This is a genomic window from Shewanella baltica (assembly GCF_900456975.1).
GTDB lineage: Bacteria > Pseudomonadota > Gammaproteobacteria > Enterobacterales > Shewanellaceae > Shewanella > Shewanella baltica.
Map to the genome: position 1 here is coordinate 490713 of NZ_UGYM01000002.1, position 15431 is coordinate 506143.

The 15431-nt window shown below is 47.6% G+C and carries 11 protein-coding genes; 4 read left to right on the forward strand and 7 right to left on the reverse strand.

Annotated elements, in window-relative coordinates; translation table 11 throughout:
- The first annotated feature begins 156 nt into the window (after positions 1 to 156).
- Both DYH48_RS02220 and DYH48_RS02225 read left to right on the forward strand, forming a co-directional pair.
- Positions 157 to 2073 carry a peptidase U32 family protein gene (locus tag DYH48_RS02220; RefSeq protein WP_115333934.1) on the forward strand — a complete coding sequence of 639 codons (1917 nt, stop codon included), beginning with the start codon at positions 157 to 159 and terminating at the stop codon, positions 2071 to 2073.
- Between the two features lie 200 nt (positions 2074 to 2273).
- Positions 2274 to 2648: a PH domain-containing protein gene (locus DYH48_RS02225; RefSeq protein WP_006084057.1), complete on the forward strand. Its 375-nt coding sequence runs from the start codon at positions 2274 to 2276 to the stop codon at positions 2646 to 2648.
- Between the two features lie 156 nt (positions 2649 to 2804).
- Here the strand turns inward: DYH48_RS02225 and DYH48_RS02230 are convergent, their stop codons facing one another.
- Positions 2805 to 5321 (reverse strand): toxin-antitoxin system YwqK family antitoxin, encoded by a 2517-nt coding sequence (locus DYH48_RS02230; RefSeq protein ID WP_115333935.1) that lies wholly within the window; start codon positions 5319 to 5321, stop codon positions 2805 to 2807.
- Positions 5322 to 5501: 180 nt separating this feature from the next.
- Here DYH48_RS02230 and DYH48_RS02235 point away from each other — a divergent pair, with 180 nt between their 5' ends.
- Entirely contained in the window at positions 5502 to 5819 is a 318-nt protein-coding gene (locus DYH48_RS02235; protein ID WP_115333936.1) for a cupin domain-containing protein, read from the forward strand.
- A gap of 33 nt (positions 5820 to 5852) precedes the next feature.
- On the opposite strand, the gene DYH48_RS02240 is transcribed toward DYH48_RS02235, so the two are convergent.
- The 4 genes from DYH48_RS02240 to DYH48_RS02255 form a co-directional block, all read right to left on the reverse strand.
- Entirely contained in the window at positions 5853 to 7025 is a 1173-nt protein-coding gene (locus DYH48_RS02240; RefSeq protein ID WP_115333937.1) for an AAA family ATPase, read from the reverse strand.
- 83 nt (positions 7026 to 7108) lie between these two features.
- Positions 7109 to 8275 carry a membrane dipeptidase gene (locus DYH48_RS02245; RefSeq protein ID WP_172481137.1) on the reverse strand — a complete coding sequence of 389 codons (1167 nt, stop codon included), beginning with the start codon at positions 8273 to 8275 and terminating at the stop codon, positions 7109 to 7111.
- Positions 8276 to 8462: 187 nt separating this feature from the next.
- The gene (locus DYH48_RS02250; RefSeq protein WP_115333938.1) at positions 8463 to 8909 is read right to left on the reverse strand and encodes a SufE family protein; all 447 of its coding nucleotides are present in this window, start codon (positions 8907 to 8909) and stop codon (positions 8463 to 8465) included.
- 97 nt (positions 8910 to 9006) lie between these two features.
- Complete coding sequence (locus DYH48_RS02255) at positions 9007 to 10344, reverse strand: aminotransferase class V-fold PLP-dependent enzyme (protein ID WP_115333939.1); 1338 nt, start codon at positions 10342 to 10344, stop codon at positions 9007 to 9009.
- Between the two features lie 347 nt (positions 10345 to 10691).
- Here DYH48_RS02255 and DYH48_RS02260 point away from each other — a divergent pair, with 347 nt between their 5' ends.
- Positions 10692 to 12392, forward strand: a complete 1701-nt coding sequence (locus DYH48_RS02260; RefSeq protein WP_115333940.1) for a methyl-accepting chemotaxis protein — start codon at positions 10692 to 10694, stop codon at positions 12390 to 12392.
- A gap of 70 nt (positions 12393 to 12462) precedes the next feature.
- On the opposite strand, the gene DYH48_RS02265 is transcribed toward DYH48_RS02260, so the two are convergent.
- A complete protein-coding gene (locus DYH48_RS02265) occupies positions 12463 to 14739 on the reverse strand; it encodes a TonB-dependent receptor (protein WP_115333941.1) in 2277 nt (758 codons plus the stop codon).
- A gap of 53 nt (positions 14740 to 14792) precedes the next feature.
- Positions 14793 to 15089, reverse strand: a complete 297-nt coding sequence (locus DYH48_RS02270) for a hypothetical protein (protein ID WP_006080303.1) — start codon at positions 15087 to 15089, stop codon at positions 14793 to 14795.
- Between the last annotated feature and the right edge of the window lie 342 nt (positions 15090 to 15431).

Consider the following 15431-nt stretch of genomic DNA (forward strand, 5'->3'; position numbering starts at 1 on the left):
CGACGCCCAAAGATTGCTTGTGAGACTAAGCTTCCTGAGAAAACTCAAGCGCCGCTGCAAAGCGTATTAGTTGATGATTTGCTGATAGAGCTGGATTTGAGTTCTTGCTATAATTACGCTCTTTTTTGTTAACGACCCTGTTGAGCCTTTGAAGCCATGAGCCAGCCAGAGATATACACTCCCGAGAATCTTTCTCACGTCCATAACCGCCTTGAGTTATTGGCGCCTGCAAAAAATGCTGACTACGGTATCGAAGCCATACGCCATGGTGCTGATGCGGTATACATAGGGGGGCCCGCATTCGGTGCGCGGGCAACGGCAGGTAACAGTGTTGAAGATATCGCGCGACTCTGTACTTATGCTCATCAATATCATGCTCAGGTATTCGTCGCCCTCAATACCATTTTGATGGATAACGAACTGGCCGACGCCGAAAAACTCATTTGGCAATTGTACGAAGCCGGTGCCGATGCGCTGATTGTGCAGGACATGGGTGTATTGCAACTCAATTTGCCGCCGATTGCCCTGCATGCCAGTACACAAATGGATAACCGCAGCCCAGAAAAAGTGGCGTTCTTAGAGCAAGTTGGTTTTTCTCAGGTGGTGCTCGCCCGCGAATTAGGCTTGAGCCAAATCCGTGATGTGGCCGCGCATACTAATATGCAGCTCGAATTCTTTATCCACGGCGCTCTGTGTGTGGCTTACAGTGGTTTGTGTAACTTGAGTCATTCCTTTAGTAACCGCAGTGCTAACCGCGGTGAATGCTCGCAAATGTGCCGTCTGCCGGGCAATCTTAAAACCCGTCAAGGCGATGTGTTAGCGCAGAATGAACATTTATTGTCTTTAAAAGACAATAACCAAACTGAAAACCTTGAAGCGCTCATCGACGCGGGCATTCGCTCGTTTAAGATTGAAGGTCGCTTAAAAGATTTAAGTTACGTTAAAAACGTCACCGCGCATTATCGCCAAAAGCTGGATGCGATTATGGCGCGTCGCCCTGAGTTTAAGGCTTCGTCCCACGGCCGCTGTGAACATTCTTTTATCCCCGATCCTGAAAAGACCTTTAACCGTGGCAGCACAGATTACTTTGTTAACGAACGTAGCCAAGGCATTAAAGATTTCCGCTCGCCAAAATACATAGGCGAAGAAGTCGGTAAAGTGGTCAGCATAGGCAAAGACTTTATCCAAGTGAGCTCAACCCATGAGTTTAATAACGGCGATGGCTTAGCGTTCTTCCCTGCGAATTTTGCCATGGCAAAACAATCGGATGACAAGTTGCAAGGACTGCGGGTTAACCGCGCCGAAGGCTTAAAACTGCATATATTGCAGGTGCCGCGAGATTTAAAAGTCGGCATGACTTTATACCGTAACCATAACCAAGCCTTCGAAGCACTGTTATCGAAAGAATCTTCTAAGCGGATTATCGGCGTCGATTTACGTTTGAGCGACACTCAAGACGGACTGGCGCTGACCTTGACTGATATCTATGGCCTAAGCGCCACAGTGAATTTAGTGGTTGAGAAGACACCTGCGACAGATGTCGACAAGACCTTACAAAATACCCGCACTCAGCTAGGTAAACTCGGTAGCACCGACTTTGTTGCCCGCAGTATCAGTATCGATACGGCACATGCATGGTTCTTGCCAGCGTCAGTGCTCAATGGTCTGCGCCGTGATGGCGTTGCCGCCTTAGAGGCTGCCCGTATACAAGGTTATATGCGTCCACTGCCGTGGAAACATAATCAAGATGCAGTTTATCCCGTCAAGCATTTGAGTTACTTAGGTAATGTTGCCAACGAAAAGGCCAAGGATTTTTATCAACGTCACGGCGTGATTGAGATCCAAGATACCTATGAGAAAAACGGCGTCACCGAAGACGTGCCATTGATGATCACTAAGCATTGTCTGCGCTTTAACTTTAATTTGTGTCCGAAGGAAGTACCAGGCATTAAGGCCGATCCTATGGTGCTTGAAATCGGTAACGATGTGCTCAAGTTGGTATTCGACTGCCCTAAATGCGAAATGATGGTGGTCGGTGAAAACCGTCAAGTGCGAGGCCAGAAACACCTTTAACACTTGTCATTAGGAGCATTGCCCTGTGCAATGCTCCTAACACCCATTCAGCTAGCATCTGTGCGCCTACATGTGCCTACCTATCATTGATGTTGTTCTCACCATAGCTACTCCCATATTTTCATCAAAGCCCGATATTGCACATGCGACGATCAGCGGATATCTTATTGAAAATAATATCAATAATAAGGGATGTTAAAATGGGATTGTTAGACGGTTTACTCGGTAATGCTTCTGAGGTTGATTTACAGGAATTAGCCGAGGAATTAAGGCCCATCATGGGCATTCAAGAAGAATTAAAACTCGCCTACAAAGTGATCCGCGATTTGTTTATTTTCACCAATAAACGTCTGATCTTAATTGATAAGCAGGGGCTTACTGGCAAGAAGGTTACTTACCACTCAATACCGTATAAATCCATTACCCATTTTGAAGTGGAAACCACAGGCCATTTTGATATGGATGCCGAGCTCAAAATCTGGATCTCAGGCCAGAGTGAGCCTTTAGTCAAAGAACTCAAGCGTGGTACGGATGTCGTCGGTATTCAAAAGACTATCGCCACTTTTGCGCTTTAGTTTTTAGTCTTGCGACTAGATTTCCATTACTTCTATCGAGCTGGCGATTAAGGTAAGTAAGACAAATAAGGTAAGCCAAGTTAAATCAGGGCTTACCGCATTATCTATACTCACCCTTCATACCTATTGGTACTGAAATTATCCATATCAACTTGATTAATTTAATAATATCGCACTCGTGCTGGTGATATGCTCTATCGGCTCTCCTGCCATAGTGTAGGTTTCGGAGAGCTTGAGCTTACCTTGCTCGTCGTATTGATTGTGGATACCGACCCAGAATTGTTCTTCTCCTTGGATCTGTAAATTACCTTCTTCGGCAATGTGGCTATTGGGATGATAGCGCTTCATTGAATAAAGCTTACTTTCGTCGTCAAATTTTAAGTGGTAAGACAATATCGGCTCTTTGGCGTCGACATCCGCTGCGGCTTGAGCTTGTGCTTGTTTCGCTGTGGTATCGGCATGGGGTCTGTGATACTTGTTGCGGGACAAATATGCGCTATTGTTGCTATGGCTAGCGCTATGTCCATGGTTATCTGAACGCTGGTTTAGCCCGTCATTTTCCCAATCAGCACGATCATAATCAAAGTCATCGCTCTCGTCTTCGCTTTCATCATAGTCACTGATGTCGCAATTATCATAGCCATCATTAAGGGGCTCTGCGTTATCCCATTCTGCTTCGTCATCTTCTTGAGTCGATAGAGGCTGATTAGCATCAAAGTAGTGACGACTTTCTATAAGTTGGCCTTCTTCATCTAGCCAAACTTCACGATACACTTGTCCTTGGGGCGTAAACCGTTGCCAATGGCCAACATCGAGATAACGGCCATCGGTAATTTGGATTGTGCCAGTTTCTAAAATTAAACCTTGAGGTGATAAGGATTTAGAGCTAAATAAATCCCCTTGTGTACGGGTGAGTAACCAGCGAATAGTGCCATCTTCATAGTATTCGATGCGAGTGTCGGCAATACCATCTTGATAGTATTCCCTTTGATTATTCTCAAGATGATAGCCACAGCGGGTATTAGAGTGGCTCTGATAGGATTCGAGGATCCCCTTTTTATTATAAAAGCTGGATTCTCTGAGGTAGCCTTGGCCGTCGCGCACTTCATATTCTGAGATAGTGCGTATCGTGCCATCTTCATAAAACCAGCGAGCCGTGCCGTCACGGTTGCCTTGGGTGTGCGGTAAATACATTTGAACTTGCTGGTTTTCGTAATATTCGATAAAGGGCGCTACCGAGAGATTATTTTGGTATTGGCCTTCTCCCGAAAGCACGCCGCTTTTGTAATAGCTTTTAAACAGACCTTCTCTAAGTCCCTTTTCAAGGTAGATCTCAAGGGCGAGTTGGCCATTGTCATGGTACCAATAAGCTGTGCCTTGCTCTTTGCCATTCTCGAAGGGGATTTTTTCTTCGAGCTGACCATTGGCATACCATTTTTCTCGATCGCCGTGGGCGATACCGTTAGTGAAGTTGAGTTGTTTGGCGAGCTTGCCATTTGGATGCCACTCTTTACGATCCCCTTCAATCAAACCTTCAGGATTGAACTGCTCTCGCCATGCGATATGACCGCTTTCGTAGAAGGTTTCGACGCTTTTACCCATGTCATTAATGAAGATAGTTTGCTTGATCAAGCCATTGGTGTGAAACCAAAACTCTTGCACTATATGGCCATGCTCATGAGTAATTTCGGCTTGTAGGGCGCCACATTCGTAGTACATATATTCAATGCCGTGGATTTTATTCGCCACCATAGGGCGGTTAAGCCATAAATTTCCCGATTCGTAGAAACGCGCCAAGTTATTGATATAGTTGCCACTGCGGTCGAGTTCGGCGGTTTCTCTTATTTTGCCATTCGTATGATAACGGGTGACATACATGCCATTCGCGTGGCGATCTTCACTTTGCGTTTTCTTGCCCTCATGGTCGTACCATGTTTGTTTTCCGAGTTGTTGGTCATTAACAAAGTGGCCTTCAAACAGCAGCGTCCCTAGGGCGTCGAATTGGCGCGAAATCCCATTACGCTCGCCAAAATAGTTTGAATCGACGGCTTGGGTAAGTCCTGGGCTTTGGGTGATTATTCTCAGCATACCCGCGCCGTCTTCAGAATGGAGTTGATGGTAAGTGCGATGCAGTTGGCCCGTTAAACTGGCGTAATCTTGAATGTCACCTTGTACTATATTGTCTGCATCGAGCGTAAAGTGGCTTATCAATAAAGCCTCTAGATTATTAAGTTCAACCTGCCACAACTCTTTTACTAAGTCGCTCTTTTTGGGGATGATACTGCAGACTTTTTCTTTGCCGAGCCAAAAGTGTTGCTCGGGAAAAGGGGATTGATTGCCGATTTCGAGGCGGTCGAATTCGGCTTGGTGAAAGTCGCAGCATTCATTGGCATTTTCCCAGCCTAAGAGTTCTATGACTTGGGGCGTATCGTAGTGATAGAGAGTTAAGCCGTGGTTGGCATTTTCTTCACAAGCGGTAGCGTCTGCCTTTGTCGCATGGATTTTTAAGCTGAAGTGACGCTGGAATAGCGGCGCAGCGACTGACGGCTCCTGCGTTTGCTCTTGTGCTTGGCTGGGGGCTTGTGGTTCAGTTTGAAGATGAATGTCTTTTGGATCGCGGCTAGTTTGGCTTGAGGGAAATAATTTGGCTTTTAGTGCGCGAAACAACGACATTGGGGGAAATCTCCATATCCATATGTAAAACAATAAGCTTATCTGATGGATACTCATGGCCCTTGAGTATTTCAGTGCGCATATCATAGCGGTTAATGGTTTCGTTTCTCAATGTTTGATTGTTAAAAATACAGTTTAATCAGCACAGAGAGCGAATAAAAGCAGAGGAATAAACACAAAATGCTTGATAACTTTTTTGCAAAATTACCCACTGATTTATCGGTGGAAGTGTTTGAAAAACTGGCGGGTAATGACACTGTGACCATAGAGCGCATTGTCTCTAATGGGCAAGCTACGCCCGACGGTCAATGGTACGATCAAACTCAGCATGAATGGGTGATGTTACTTAAAGGGGAGGCGACGCTTGAATTTGAACAAGATGAACCCGTTACGCTAACCCCTGGTGATTACTTAACGATTGTGCCCCATCAAAAACACCGCGTTGCTTCGACTTCTAACAGCTCAGAAACCCTATGGCTCGCGGTATTTTACGATTGATGAGGGCAATCGCGTTAGCACCAGCACCGCCGACTAACGATTCTGCCATAGCCAACTGGGCGTATTGAGCAGGTCTTGGCCTTGGATCTGCGTTTGGCCTAAGGTTTTGTCTAAGGCCAAGGTATTGCAGTGTTCAAATTGGCTTAAGGCATTGATAAGCCGATTGGCGTGGGATACCACCCATAGTTGACACTCCTCTGATACCTTAGCAATTAAGCGTGCCAGCGCGGGCAATAAATCTGGATGCAGACTGGTTTCTGGCTCGTTTAATACCATAAGCTCCGGCGGTCTTGGGGTCAGTAGGGCGGCGATTAACAGCAAATAACGCAAGGTGCCGTCCGACAATTCACTGGCATTGAGTGGCCTTAATAAACCATGTTGATGAAACGCGAGCACTAAAATGCCGCCCGCTTGAGGTTCGATTCGAACCTTAGCACCGGGAAACGCATCGCTCACCGCATGATCGAAAGCCGATTTATCGCCTATCTCAAAAATGGTTTGAATTGCCGAGGCTAAATCACGGCCATCGTGGTGCAATACTGGCGTGGCCGTGCCTAATTGTGGTCGCCGTGCAGGGGCTTCGGCATCGGTTCTGAAGTGATCGTAAAAGCGCCACGCGCGGATACTGTCGCGAAGCTTGAGCACTTCTGGGCAGCGCTCGGGATCGGCAAGCTCGGTAAAAATACTGTCGCCAGTTTGCAGGTGGGCGCCTAAGATTATCCAGCCTTTTCCATCAGCACTGCGGCTTTTCACCATAGGACCACGGCGCTCGACTAACACTGTAGAGGGGCGATACTTAGGTCCGTTCCAAATGGCTTCGCGCTTGATTTGTGGATCTAAGCCAAACAGCGTAGTAGCGTCGGGTTCAGGTAAACCGAGTTCAATAAGATAGCTAAAGTCCTCGCCGCCAAAGCCGAGCTTTAAGCGTTTTGGCGCTTGCCTGACGGTGGCTTCAATGGCTGTGTCGCCCGCTAACATGCTTTTGGTGAAGTTTTCTGGCCCCGCCCAAAAGCTGGAGTCGAGTCCGCCTTCTTGGGCTAAAGCATTAACGACGCCGCCTTGCGCCGTTTGTGCCAGTAAACGTAGCGCCTTGTATAGATTCGATTTACCACTGCCATTTGCCCCTGTGATCAAATTCAGTTGCCCTAGGGGCAAGACGATTTCACGCAGAGAGCGATAATTGAAAATGGCGAGTGTGGTCAGCATAGAATATCCAAGACTGAAACGAGCAGATAAGCCCGTAAATTTTTCGACAACGTAAATTAAATAGGGCGATAAAACAATGCTATTTACAGTAGTACTTTATTGAGCACGCGTTGCCAGTTGCCACCCATAAAGCGGTCGCGGTCGGTGGCTTTAAAGCGCGCCTTGGCTAAGGCATCATCGATACGGCTCATGCGATCGATATGATTTAGCTCGGGGATCACGACATGCCTTGGCTCTGCATCGAAACCTAGCACGCCTTTTGCTCTCAGGCTGTACCACCATTCTTGATATTCTTTAATGCCTTTGGCGTTGTCATTACCGAGTGCCAGTAGGTTTTCTTGGCCACGCAGCGGGAAGTCGTTGGCAATTGCCACACTATCCACACCGCCGACACGCGACACATATTCCAGTTGGCGAATATAGTCATCGATCGTGGGCACGGCATTATTGGTGAGCCAGAAGCTCATCATAAATATGCCGAATACGCCGCCGCTATCGCCGATGGCGCGGATCACTTCATCGGGGGAACAACGGGCATGGTTAACTATGCCGCGCGCTGCACCGTGACTCTGCACTATGGGAGACTTCGTGATCTTAGCGACATCTAAAGCGGTTTGGGCGCTGGAGTGACTCACATCGACCAAGATATTGGCATGATTGAGTTTGGCGATAAGTTCGCGTCCATGGGCGGTGAGTGGCTTGTTGAGTCCGCCATTGGTATCACTGTCTAAGGCGCCGCCAGCGAAAGTGTTGCCATAGTGGTGGGTGAGCTGTAATACGCGCAGCCCTTGTTGATGGAATTCATCCACCCGTGCCCACTGATTAGCTTCACTGTCTTCTTCGACACAATCTGCGCCTTGGATTTGAAAGAATACCGCAGTGCGCTGGCTGTCGCGGGCACGTTGAATATCTCGTCCCCTCAGGCCTTGCAGTAAAATATCGGGATGATCGCTCACTCGTTTAGCGGCCTGCTTAATGCTTTCCATGCAGGCTTTATAGGTGCGTTTGTAGTTTTGAGTGCCATCGGCTTGTTCTATGGTCTCAATCGCCGAAATATCGCAAAGATAGGCATCGAGTTTAGAGGCGGTTACATCACTTAAGTCATCGGGAAGGAAGGATAAACCATCGACATATATCCGCCTTGGTTTGGCGGCAAAGCTTGGCATACTGGCGAGTGGACTTAATAGTGTTGCTGCGCCAAGACCTTTAAGAAGAGTACGACGGTGGTGATTGACTGCCTTGATGGGCATGCTCGGTTCCTATCAATAACTCAAATGTAACTTCTTTATACCTTTTTAGGGCGTAGAAGTCTTTGATTAAATCCCTTTTTTGGCCTTTATCCCCGAGCTGGAGTTGTGATGATTCGTTATTGCCAAGCGGTTTCAATTATCGCTGGTCGCAGTAAATGAAAACCCTTGGCCTGTGGCTATCGTGAAGCTATAGAGTGGCTTCAACCATTGCTTTTGCGAGTGAATTAAGGCCGTTGGTGCGTGATGGGCTGAGCTGACCTTCTAACCCCAATTGTTTGAAGTAAGCTGTAGGATCAAATGCTTGGATCTCATCTCGGCTTTTGCCATGGCAGGCACCAAGTAATAAGCCAATCAATCCCTTAACGATGCGGGCATCGCTATCGGCTAAATAATAGTGCTTCCCAGCCTGTTCGAGATGATAAATCCACGCATCACTTTCACAACCTTTTACTTGAGCGGCTTCGACGCGAAGTTCTGGGCTTAAACTCGGTAAGTCTTTCCCTAGCAACATAATTTGGCGATATCTTTCCTGCCAGTTAGGTGCCTGGGTAAAACGCGCTAGCAAGGTCTCGGCATCTTGCACTGAATAGTGAAAATCGGTCTCGCTTGGCATAGGCATAGTCGAATCAGTCATAGGGCTAAATCCTGTCTCACTTATTTGAGCGTAACTTTTCTTGAGCGTAACTTGTCTTGAGCGCATGAGTCGCGTGGTTAAGTCGTTAAATACTGGATCACAGCAGCAAGTCTTTTACCGAGGCCAACGCAGCAATAAAGCGGTCGATATCGTCTTTATTGGTGTAGATACCGATAGAGGCGCGGCAACAGCCCTTAAGATTCAGACTCTGCATTAATGGCATGGCGCAGTGATGGCCGCAGCGCACGGCAATACCTTGTTGATCCAGTAAAATACCCACATCTTGATGATGTTCATCGGCAAGATTAAAGGCGACAACGCCAATATTGTCATCAAAAGCGCCGTATAAATGCACTTCACCGAGCGCGCGCAATTGGCTTTGTAAATAGTTAACTAATTCAGCTTCATAAGCTTGAACCTGCGGTGTGAGCTCGGTTTGTAAAAATGTAATGGCCGCGCCTAAACCTATAACTTCGGCAATCGGCGGTGTACCCGCTTCTAAGCGATTCGGTAGGCTGCCAAATTCAGTCGCCTCAAAACTCACGCGTTTAATCATCTCGCCACCAGTTAATAGTGGCGCGAGATTATCTAACACGTCGAAACGGCCGTAAAGCACACCAACGCCAGTGGGACCATACATTTTATGCCCCGAAAAAACGTAAAAATCACAATCGATTTCTGCCACATCCAGCGTTAAATGCGCCACTGCTTGCGCACCATCAACTAAGGTTATTGCACCTTGTGCTTTCGCTAACTGAACTAACTGAGCCACGGGATTGACTGTGCCTAGGGCGTTGGAAACATGGCAAAGCGCGACGATTTTTGGCTTTAACTCGAGCAAGGTTTTATAGGCGCTGACATCTAAGCGGCAAGCTTGATCGAGAGGGATTGGCTTAATCACAGCGCCCGTGCGTTTTGCCAGCTCCTGCCAAGGTACGATATTGGCGTGGTGGGCGGCGGCGTCGATTAATATCACATCACCAGCGCTTACGTGTGCAGTGAGTCCAAAGGCGACTAAGTTGATTGATTCTGTGGTGCCGTGGGTAAAGATGATTTCTTCGCGGCGTTCGGCCTTTAAAAATTGCTGCAGTTGATCGCGCACTTTTTCATAACTTAAGGTCGAGCGCGCCGATAACTGGTGCGCCGCGCGGTGCACATTGGCATTGTCGTTAGCGTAAAATTGCGCCATGGCATCTAACACCATTTGTGGCTTCTGGCTGGTGGCTGCGGTGTCGAGATAACACAAGGGATAGCCATCAAGCAGTTGATTTAACGCTGGGAATTGCGACCTAATTTTAGCATTGCGCTGCTCCGCTTCTAATGAACAAAGAACCACAGTGACATCAGGAGAGGCACTTGCCGAAGGATGTGAGGTAACAGTATTCGTCGCTATGTGAGTCACAGTATTTGGCGTAGGCGATGCAGGTTGAGTCATAGATGAGGCTAAAGGCAATGAAAAAGGCCAAGGGATCTTCTGTGATCTGCCATGTTAATGCAAGTTTTAGCGGTTTGTTGAGGTGCAGGTATTGGAAGGCGCTATTGAGCGTCTAATTGCACCAACGTTTGTTCAAACTTCTGCCCTCTGGTATTTCGCGCGCCTTAAACGGGTTTTGACTTTCAAACATATCATCGAGCTTAGCTATGATGCGATTTTTCTAATGTTTAAGTTTTTCTTTTAAATTCAGCTAATACTTTAGGCTCAATTCAACCACCTAAAGTGAAAACTGCGACTATTCTCAATGGGACGTCCTTTGATATCGGTGTTTGTTGGAGACCCGTTTTATGGTGCAGTTTTTAAAAGATTTACGGATTAAACATAAGATGATCGCCCTCGTTGGGGTGATGTTAGTGCTGATCCTGATTTTGTCTGGTTTTAGTCTGTTGAAGATGCAGCGAGTTTCTGAGGAAATCCAAGGCATTGCAAAGGAAAATATTCCACTAGTGAGATTATCAACCGACGTTACCATTAAGCAGCTCGAAAGCTCAGTCATTTTAGAAAAAGCGTTTCGTGCGGCGGATATTGAAGCCGCATCGAGTCAGCCCATTTTAGCGGCGTTTATTGCGGATGTGATTCAGCATAAAGATGAAATTAATAAGGAGTTACTCTCGACTCAGTCTATGCTCAATGCGGCATTAAAAGAGGCTAAAAATCCGCTATTACATGAAAAAACGCAGCAGTTAAATCAAGATATTAGCACGATTATTCAACGTTTTGGTGACTATGAAGCTTTACTTGCTACTGTCATCACAGGTATCCAGCAAAAAGAAGAACCAGCCGCTTTAGCTAAGCGGGTTGAATCCTTAGAGGTTGCGCAAAACGAGTTTAATACTGAGCTAAGTCAGTTCGTTGAGCGGTTAGAGCAAATGACTCAAACCGCGGTTTCTGTGACTGAGGACGAAGAGCTTAGGGCGATTTATGGCTTAACGATTATTTCTATCGTGTCTTTAGTCATAGGCTTATTGATTGGCATCGCTTGCAGTCAATACATGGTCAAATCTATCAATCGGTTACGTAATTCTGCCGCTAAGATGGAACAGGGTAACTTTAACCAAGAGCTGCGCGTCGATTCTAAGGATGAACTGGGCGAACTTACCGTCAGTATGAATCAAATGGCGTGGACCTTAAGTAAAACTGTCGGCCAAGTGATTGCTCGAAGTGAAGAAATTGCCTCTATGGTGACTGAGCTTAATGCGGTGGCCGAAAATAATCGTGAGGCCATGTTAAGGCAGCAAGATAATACCGACCAAGTCGCCGCCTCTATGACCCAAATGGCGGCAACGATCACTGAAGTGGCGAGCAGTGCAGAAACCGCTTCATACTCAGCGGGACAAGCCGAGCATAAGGTGAAAGAAAGTTGCGAAGTTGTCGATGCGAGCGAAAAAATTTCCAAACAGTTAGTCGCCAGCGCCCAGTATTCGAATCAACTTATTCAACAGGTTCAAGCGAGTACCGGAAAAATCCTCAACTTTGTCTCTGTAGTCGATGCGATAGCGGGGCAGACGAACTTGTTGGCCTTGAATGCATCGATTGAAGCGGCGCGGGCGGGAGATCAAGGACGTGGGTTTGCTGTAGTCGCCGAAGAAGTGCGGGCGCTGGCAACTCGTAGCCAAACCGCCACGCAGGAGATCAGCGATCTTATCCAAACACTCGTGAAAGATGCTAAGTCCTCAGTCGAATCCTTCGCTAATAACGACAAGCAAATCAGTGAGTCGTCACTGCTCGTTAATCAAGCCAAGCAGCACCTATTTGAGATTTTAGATGCCTTAACTGAACTGACTCAGGCCAATGCTCAGGTCGCGACCGCAAGCGAGGAGCAAGCCGTCACCGCTGAGGATATTAGCGAGCGGATTAATGAGATTCGAGATTCAGGGGAATTGGTACTTGGCAGCGCCAATGAAACTGCAAAAGCCAGTGAGTCACTGTCTCAGCAGGCCAATTCATTAAGGGAAACCATGCAGCAGTTCAAGGTACGTGCTGTTTAATTGAAAAATAAAAGCGAAGTCTAGGACTTCGCTTTGGGCTTAATTTATTGTCTTTTACAACTCTTGTTTTTTAGAAGTTATAGGTGACACCTAACATAAAGTTGCGTCCCATCAGTGGGGCGTAATCTTTGAGTAACGAAGTGTGTGGCCGCGCGTCTTGGTCGAGTAGATTCGTGCCTTTGACATAGAACAGCATGTCACCCGCAGAAGTATATAAACGGTAGGTGACGGCGGCATTCACTAGCGCATATCCTGCTGTTTCGGTTTCATTTTCGGCCGTATCCGTTTGTTTGGCATAGCCAATCGCGCCGACTTCAGCGTGCCATTGTTGTTGGTCAAAGTTTAAGGTCGAACCGATACGCATGGGCGAAATAAGTGGCAAGTTACCACCATCGATCAACTTGCCGCGGGTGTAATCGCTGAACATATCCAATGACCAAGTATCGTTGAACGGAATGCTGGCTTGGGCCTCGAGGGAATAAAGCTCTGCATCGCCTTGGGTGTATTGGTAAACCGGTAAATCACCTTCAGCATCGCCGTTGACTATATCAGAGGCGATTAAGCCCGTATTTTTCTCGTAATAGAAATTATTGACTCGGTTGTAGGCCATGCTCAATGAGCCTGTCCACGCACCCTCTAATTTGCGCAGGGTTAAGTCGATATTGTTGGCGACCTCTTTATCGTTATTGCCACTGTTAGTGATGATTTGACCATTTTCAACGCTGAACTGCGAACCAAGTTCAAAGCTTTGGGTGGCATCGTGGGGACCGTAGCTGTAAAGCTCTTCGGCGGTGGCCGAACGTTGGGCGCGGGTGAGCGACAGTCCTAAGTTATAGGCAGGATCGAAGTCCCATACCATGCCCGCCGATACGGTGAGATCATTATCGACTAAGTCTTCGGCTTGGTAGGTTTGTTCGCCATTTAGTGTGTCTAACGTCATGCTGTCTGGCGCTAAGCGGTAATGCTCTAAGCGGCCGCCGAGTTCGAAGCGAAAATCTCCGACCTTACGCTCTTGCACGATAAAGGCGGCTAAGGTATCGGTTTTGCTGTCTGGTGTCAGCGCTTCTTCACCTTCAACGGCAAAGTCACGGTGTACAGCATGCAGCCCCATAGTGCCTTGCCACTCACCCCAAGGACGATTGTTAAGGCTTAAGCGCGCTTCACTTTGCTTGTTAAAGAAAGTCGTGCCGGCAACCCCATCTTCTTCCTCAGCATGTTGATAATCGGTATAGCCCGCATCAAAACGCAGTTTACTGAAGCCCGCAAATGGATCTAACAAACCACTGTGCAGCTGCCATGCGGTTTTCTTTAAATCTATGGTGATATCGGGTGCATCGGCTTCGCCGCGGCCGGGAATACCGTAATTCGATTCAGTGCGCGCGCCGGATACGCTGACAAATCCCGTGTCACCGGTATAGCCAACCCCCGCGGCATAGTCGTCGAGTTTTTGGTTACTGTTCGCCAGTTTTCCATGGGTTTCGGGCAGATTGGCAATGGCATTTCCCGGAATATCAACATCGTCGGTAATGCGGTGGGTGCCATCTACATGCCAATTGAACTGACCATTGCCGCCATCGATATCACCGTTAAAGGTGCGGCCATTGCTGGCCGTGTCGTAGCGAGTGCCAAATTGCCCCGACAGCTCATCGACTGGGCTCTCGTGGTAGCGTTTATCCACCACATTGACCACGCCGCCAATGGCGCCGTTCCCGTAAAGCAATGTACCTGGGCCGCGCAGGATCTCAATTTGCTGCGCCGAGGCGGCTTCCGCTGTTACCGCGTGATCGGCCGATACCGTTGATGCGTCACCAACAGACAGACCATTTTCAAGCACTTGCACTCGAGGACCACCCATGCCGCGAATGATGGGGCGACTCGCCCCCGCACCAAAATGAGAAGCCTGTACGCCGGGCAGTTTTTCTAAGGTGTCACCCAGCGTCGGCTCGATATTGAGCTTGAGTTGATCTTCGGTCAGTACACTAATTGGCGTAGTGCTTTCGAGCGCAGAGCGGGCGAGCGGCGATGCGGTCACGACAATGTTTTCCATCGCCGTTTTCGTCAGTGAAATATCCTGCGTCATCGCGCCAGTGGTTATCTGCAAATCCCTGTCAACATGCTTAAACTCGGCATCGCTAATGTGGAGATGGATATGACTATTGTCGGCCACAGTTAACTGATACTGGCCCTGAGGATTGGTGCTTGTGCTTGTCCCACCGTCGATACTGACAAGGGCGCCAGCGATAGGTGCGCCTTGCAGATCGGTCACTTGACCTTGTAATTGAGCGGCCATAACCGGTGAACACACGCCAGCCACTGCTAGCGCTATTGAAGATAGTGCAAGTTTCATTGTGCCTTTCCTTTAGATAAGCAAAAATAGATTTTTTAAATGATTGAATTTGCTTAAAACAGGAAGGGCGGTGCACGCACGTTGAAGTGACGTAACCAAGGTAAACTCGGTTGTTGATAAGGTTTCTGCGGGATGCTTTCAGCTTGCTGCAATCCCATCGGCGGCATAAGCACAGACGATGGACCTGCATTTTGCTCATGACCAAAATCGCACAGGAAACAGTGGGCATGCTCATGTTCTAAACTGTGTTCAGCAGAATGCGACAGCGCAACCGATTGGATGACAATCAGCCACACGCCGAGTAGTAGCCAAAGCCACTTTCTGTGAGTTGGGGAACTTGAGTGAGTCATTATTCTTCTATGGGTCAGATTTATCTTAGCGTCGCACCAGTCGTCGAGCGCGAGATACAGTTGATCCTAATTTGTGACCCGACCCTACTTGAATAGTCAGTATTGGGTCTAGTTAACCTTTGTTAATAAAGAATGTTTAATCGGTTTCGATGATGGGATGATTTAATCTATTAATTTGTTTTTATTATGGATTCTATCATCCTGATTAATGTTGAATGACGAACATGAAGGTTTTAAGACCTTAGTTACATCCTCAATCGTTTCAGCGGATAAGCGTATTAGGCGCGAAGTTTCCCCCTCGCTTAAGTTCACTTCCTTGCGCTTTGCTGACTGTACTTGTTA

Excerpts from the sequence above, each read along its gene's own strand:
- DYH48_RS02260 (WP_115333940.1), top strand. The coding sequence starts at position 10,692 with ATGGTGCAGTTTTTAAAAGATTTACGGATTAAACATAAGATGATCGCC.
- DYH48_RS02255 (WP_115333939.1), bottom strand. The coding sequence starts at position 10,344 with ATGACTCAACCTGCATCGCCTACGCCAAATACTGTGACTCACATAGCG.
- DYH48_RS02235 (WP_115333936.1), top strand. The coding sequence starts at position 5,502 with ATGCTTGATAACTTTTTTGCAAAATTACCCACTGATTTATCGGTGGAA.
- DYH48_RS02270 (WP_006080303.1), bottom strand. The coding sequence starts at position 15,089 with ATGACTCACTCAAGTTCCCCAACTCACAGAAAGTGGCTTTGGCTACTA.
- DYH48_RS02245 (WP_172481137.1), bottom strand. The coding sequence starts at position 8,275 with ATGCCCATCAAGGCAGTCAATCACCACCGTCGTACTCTTCTTAAAGGT.
- DYH48_RS02220 (WP_115333934.1), top strand. The coding sequence starts at position 157 with ATGAGCCAGCCAGAGATATACACTCCCGAGAATCTTTCTCACGTCCAT.
- DYH48_RS02250 (WP_115333938.1), bottom strand. The coding sequence starts at position 8,909 with ATGACTGATTCGACTATGCCTATGCCAAGCGAGACCGATTTTCACTAT.
- DYH48_RS02225 (WP_006084057.1), top strand. The coding sequence starts at position 2,274 with ATGGGATTGTTAGACGGTTTACTCGGTAATGCTTCTGAGGTTGATTTA.
- DYH48_RS02240 (WP_115333937.1), bottom strand. The coding sequence starts at position 7,025 with ATGCTGACCACACTCGCCATTTTCAATTATCGCTCTCTGCGTGAAATC.
- DYH48_RS02265 (WP_115333941.1), bottom strand. The coding sequence starts at position 14,739 with ATGAAACTTGCACTATCTTCAATAGCGCTAGCAGTGGCTGGCGTGTGT.
- DYH48_RS02230 (WP_115333935.1), bottom strand. The coding sequence starts at position 5,321 with ATGTCGTTGTTTCGCGCACTAAAAGCCAAATTATTTCCCTCAAGCCAA.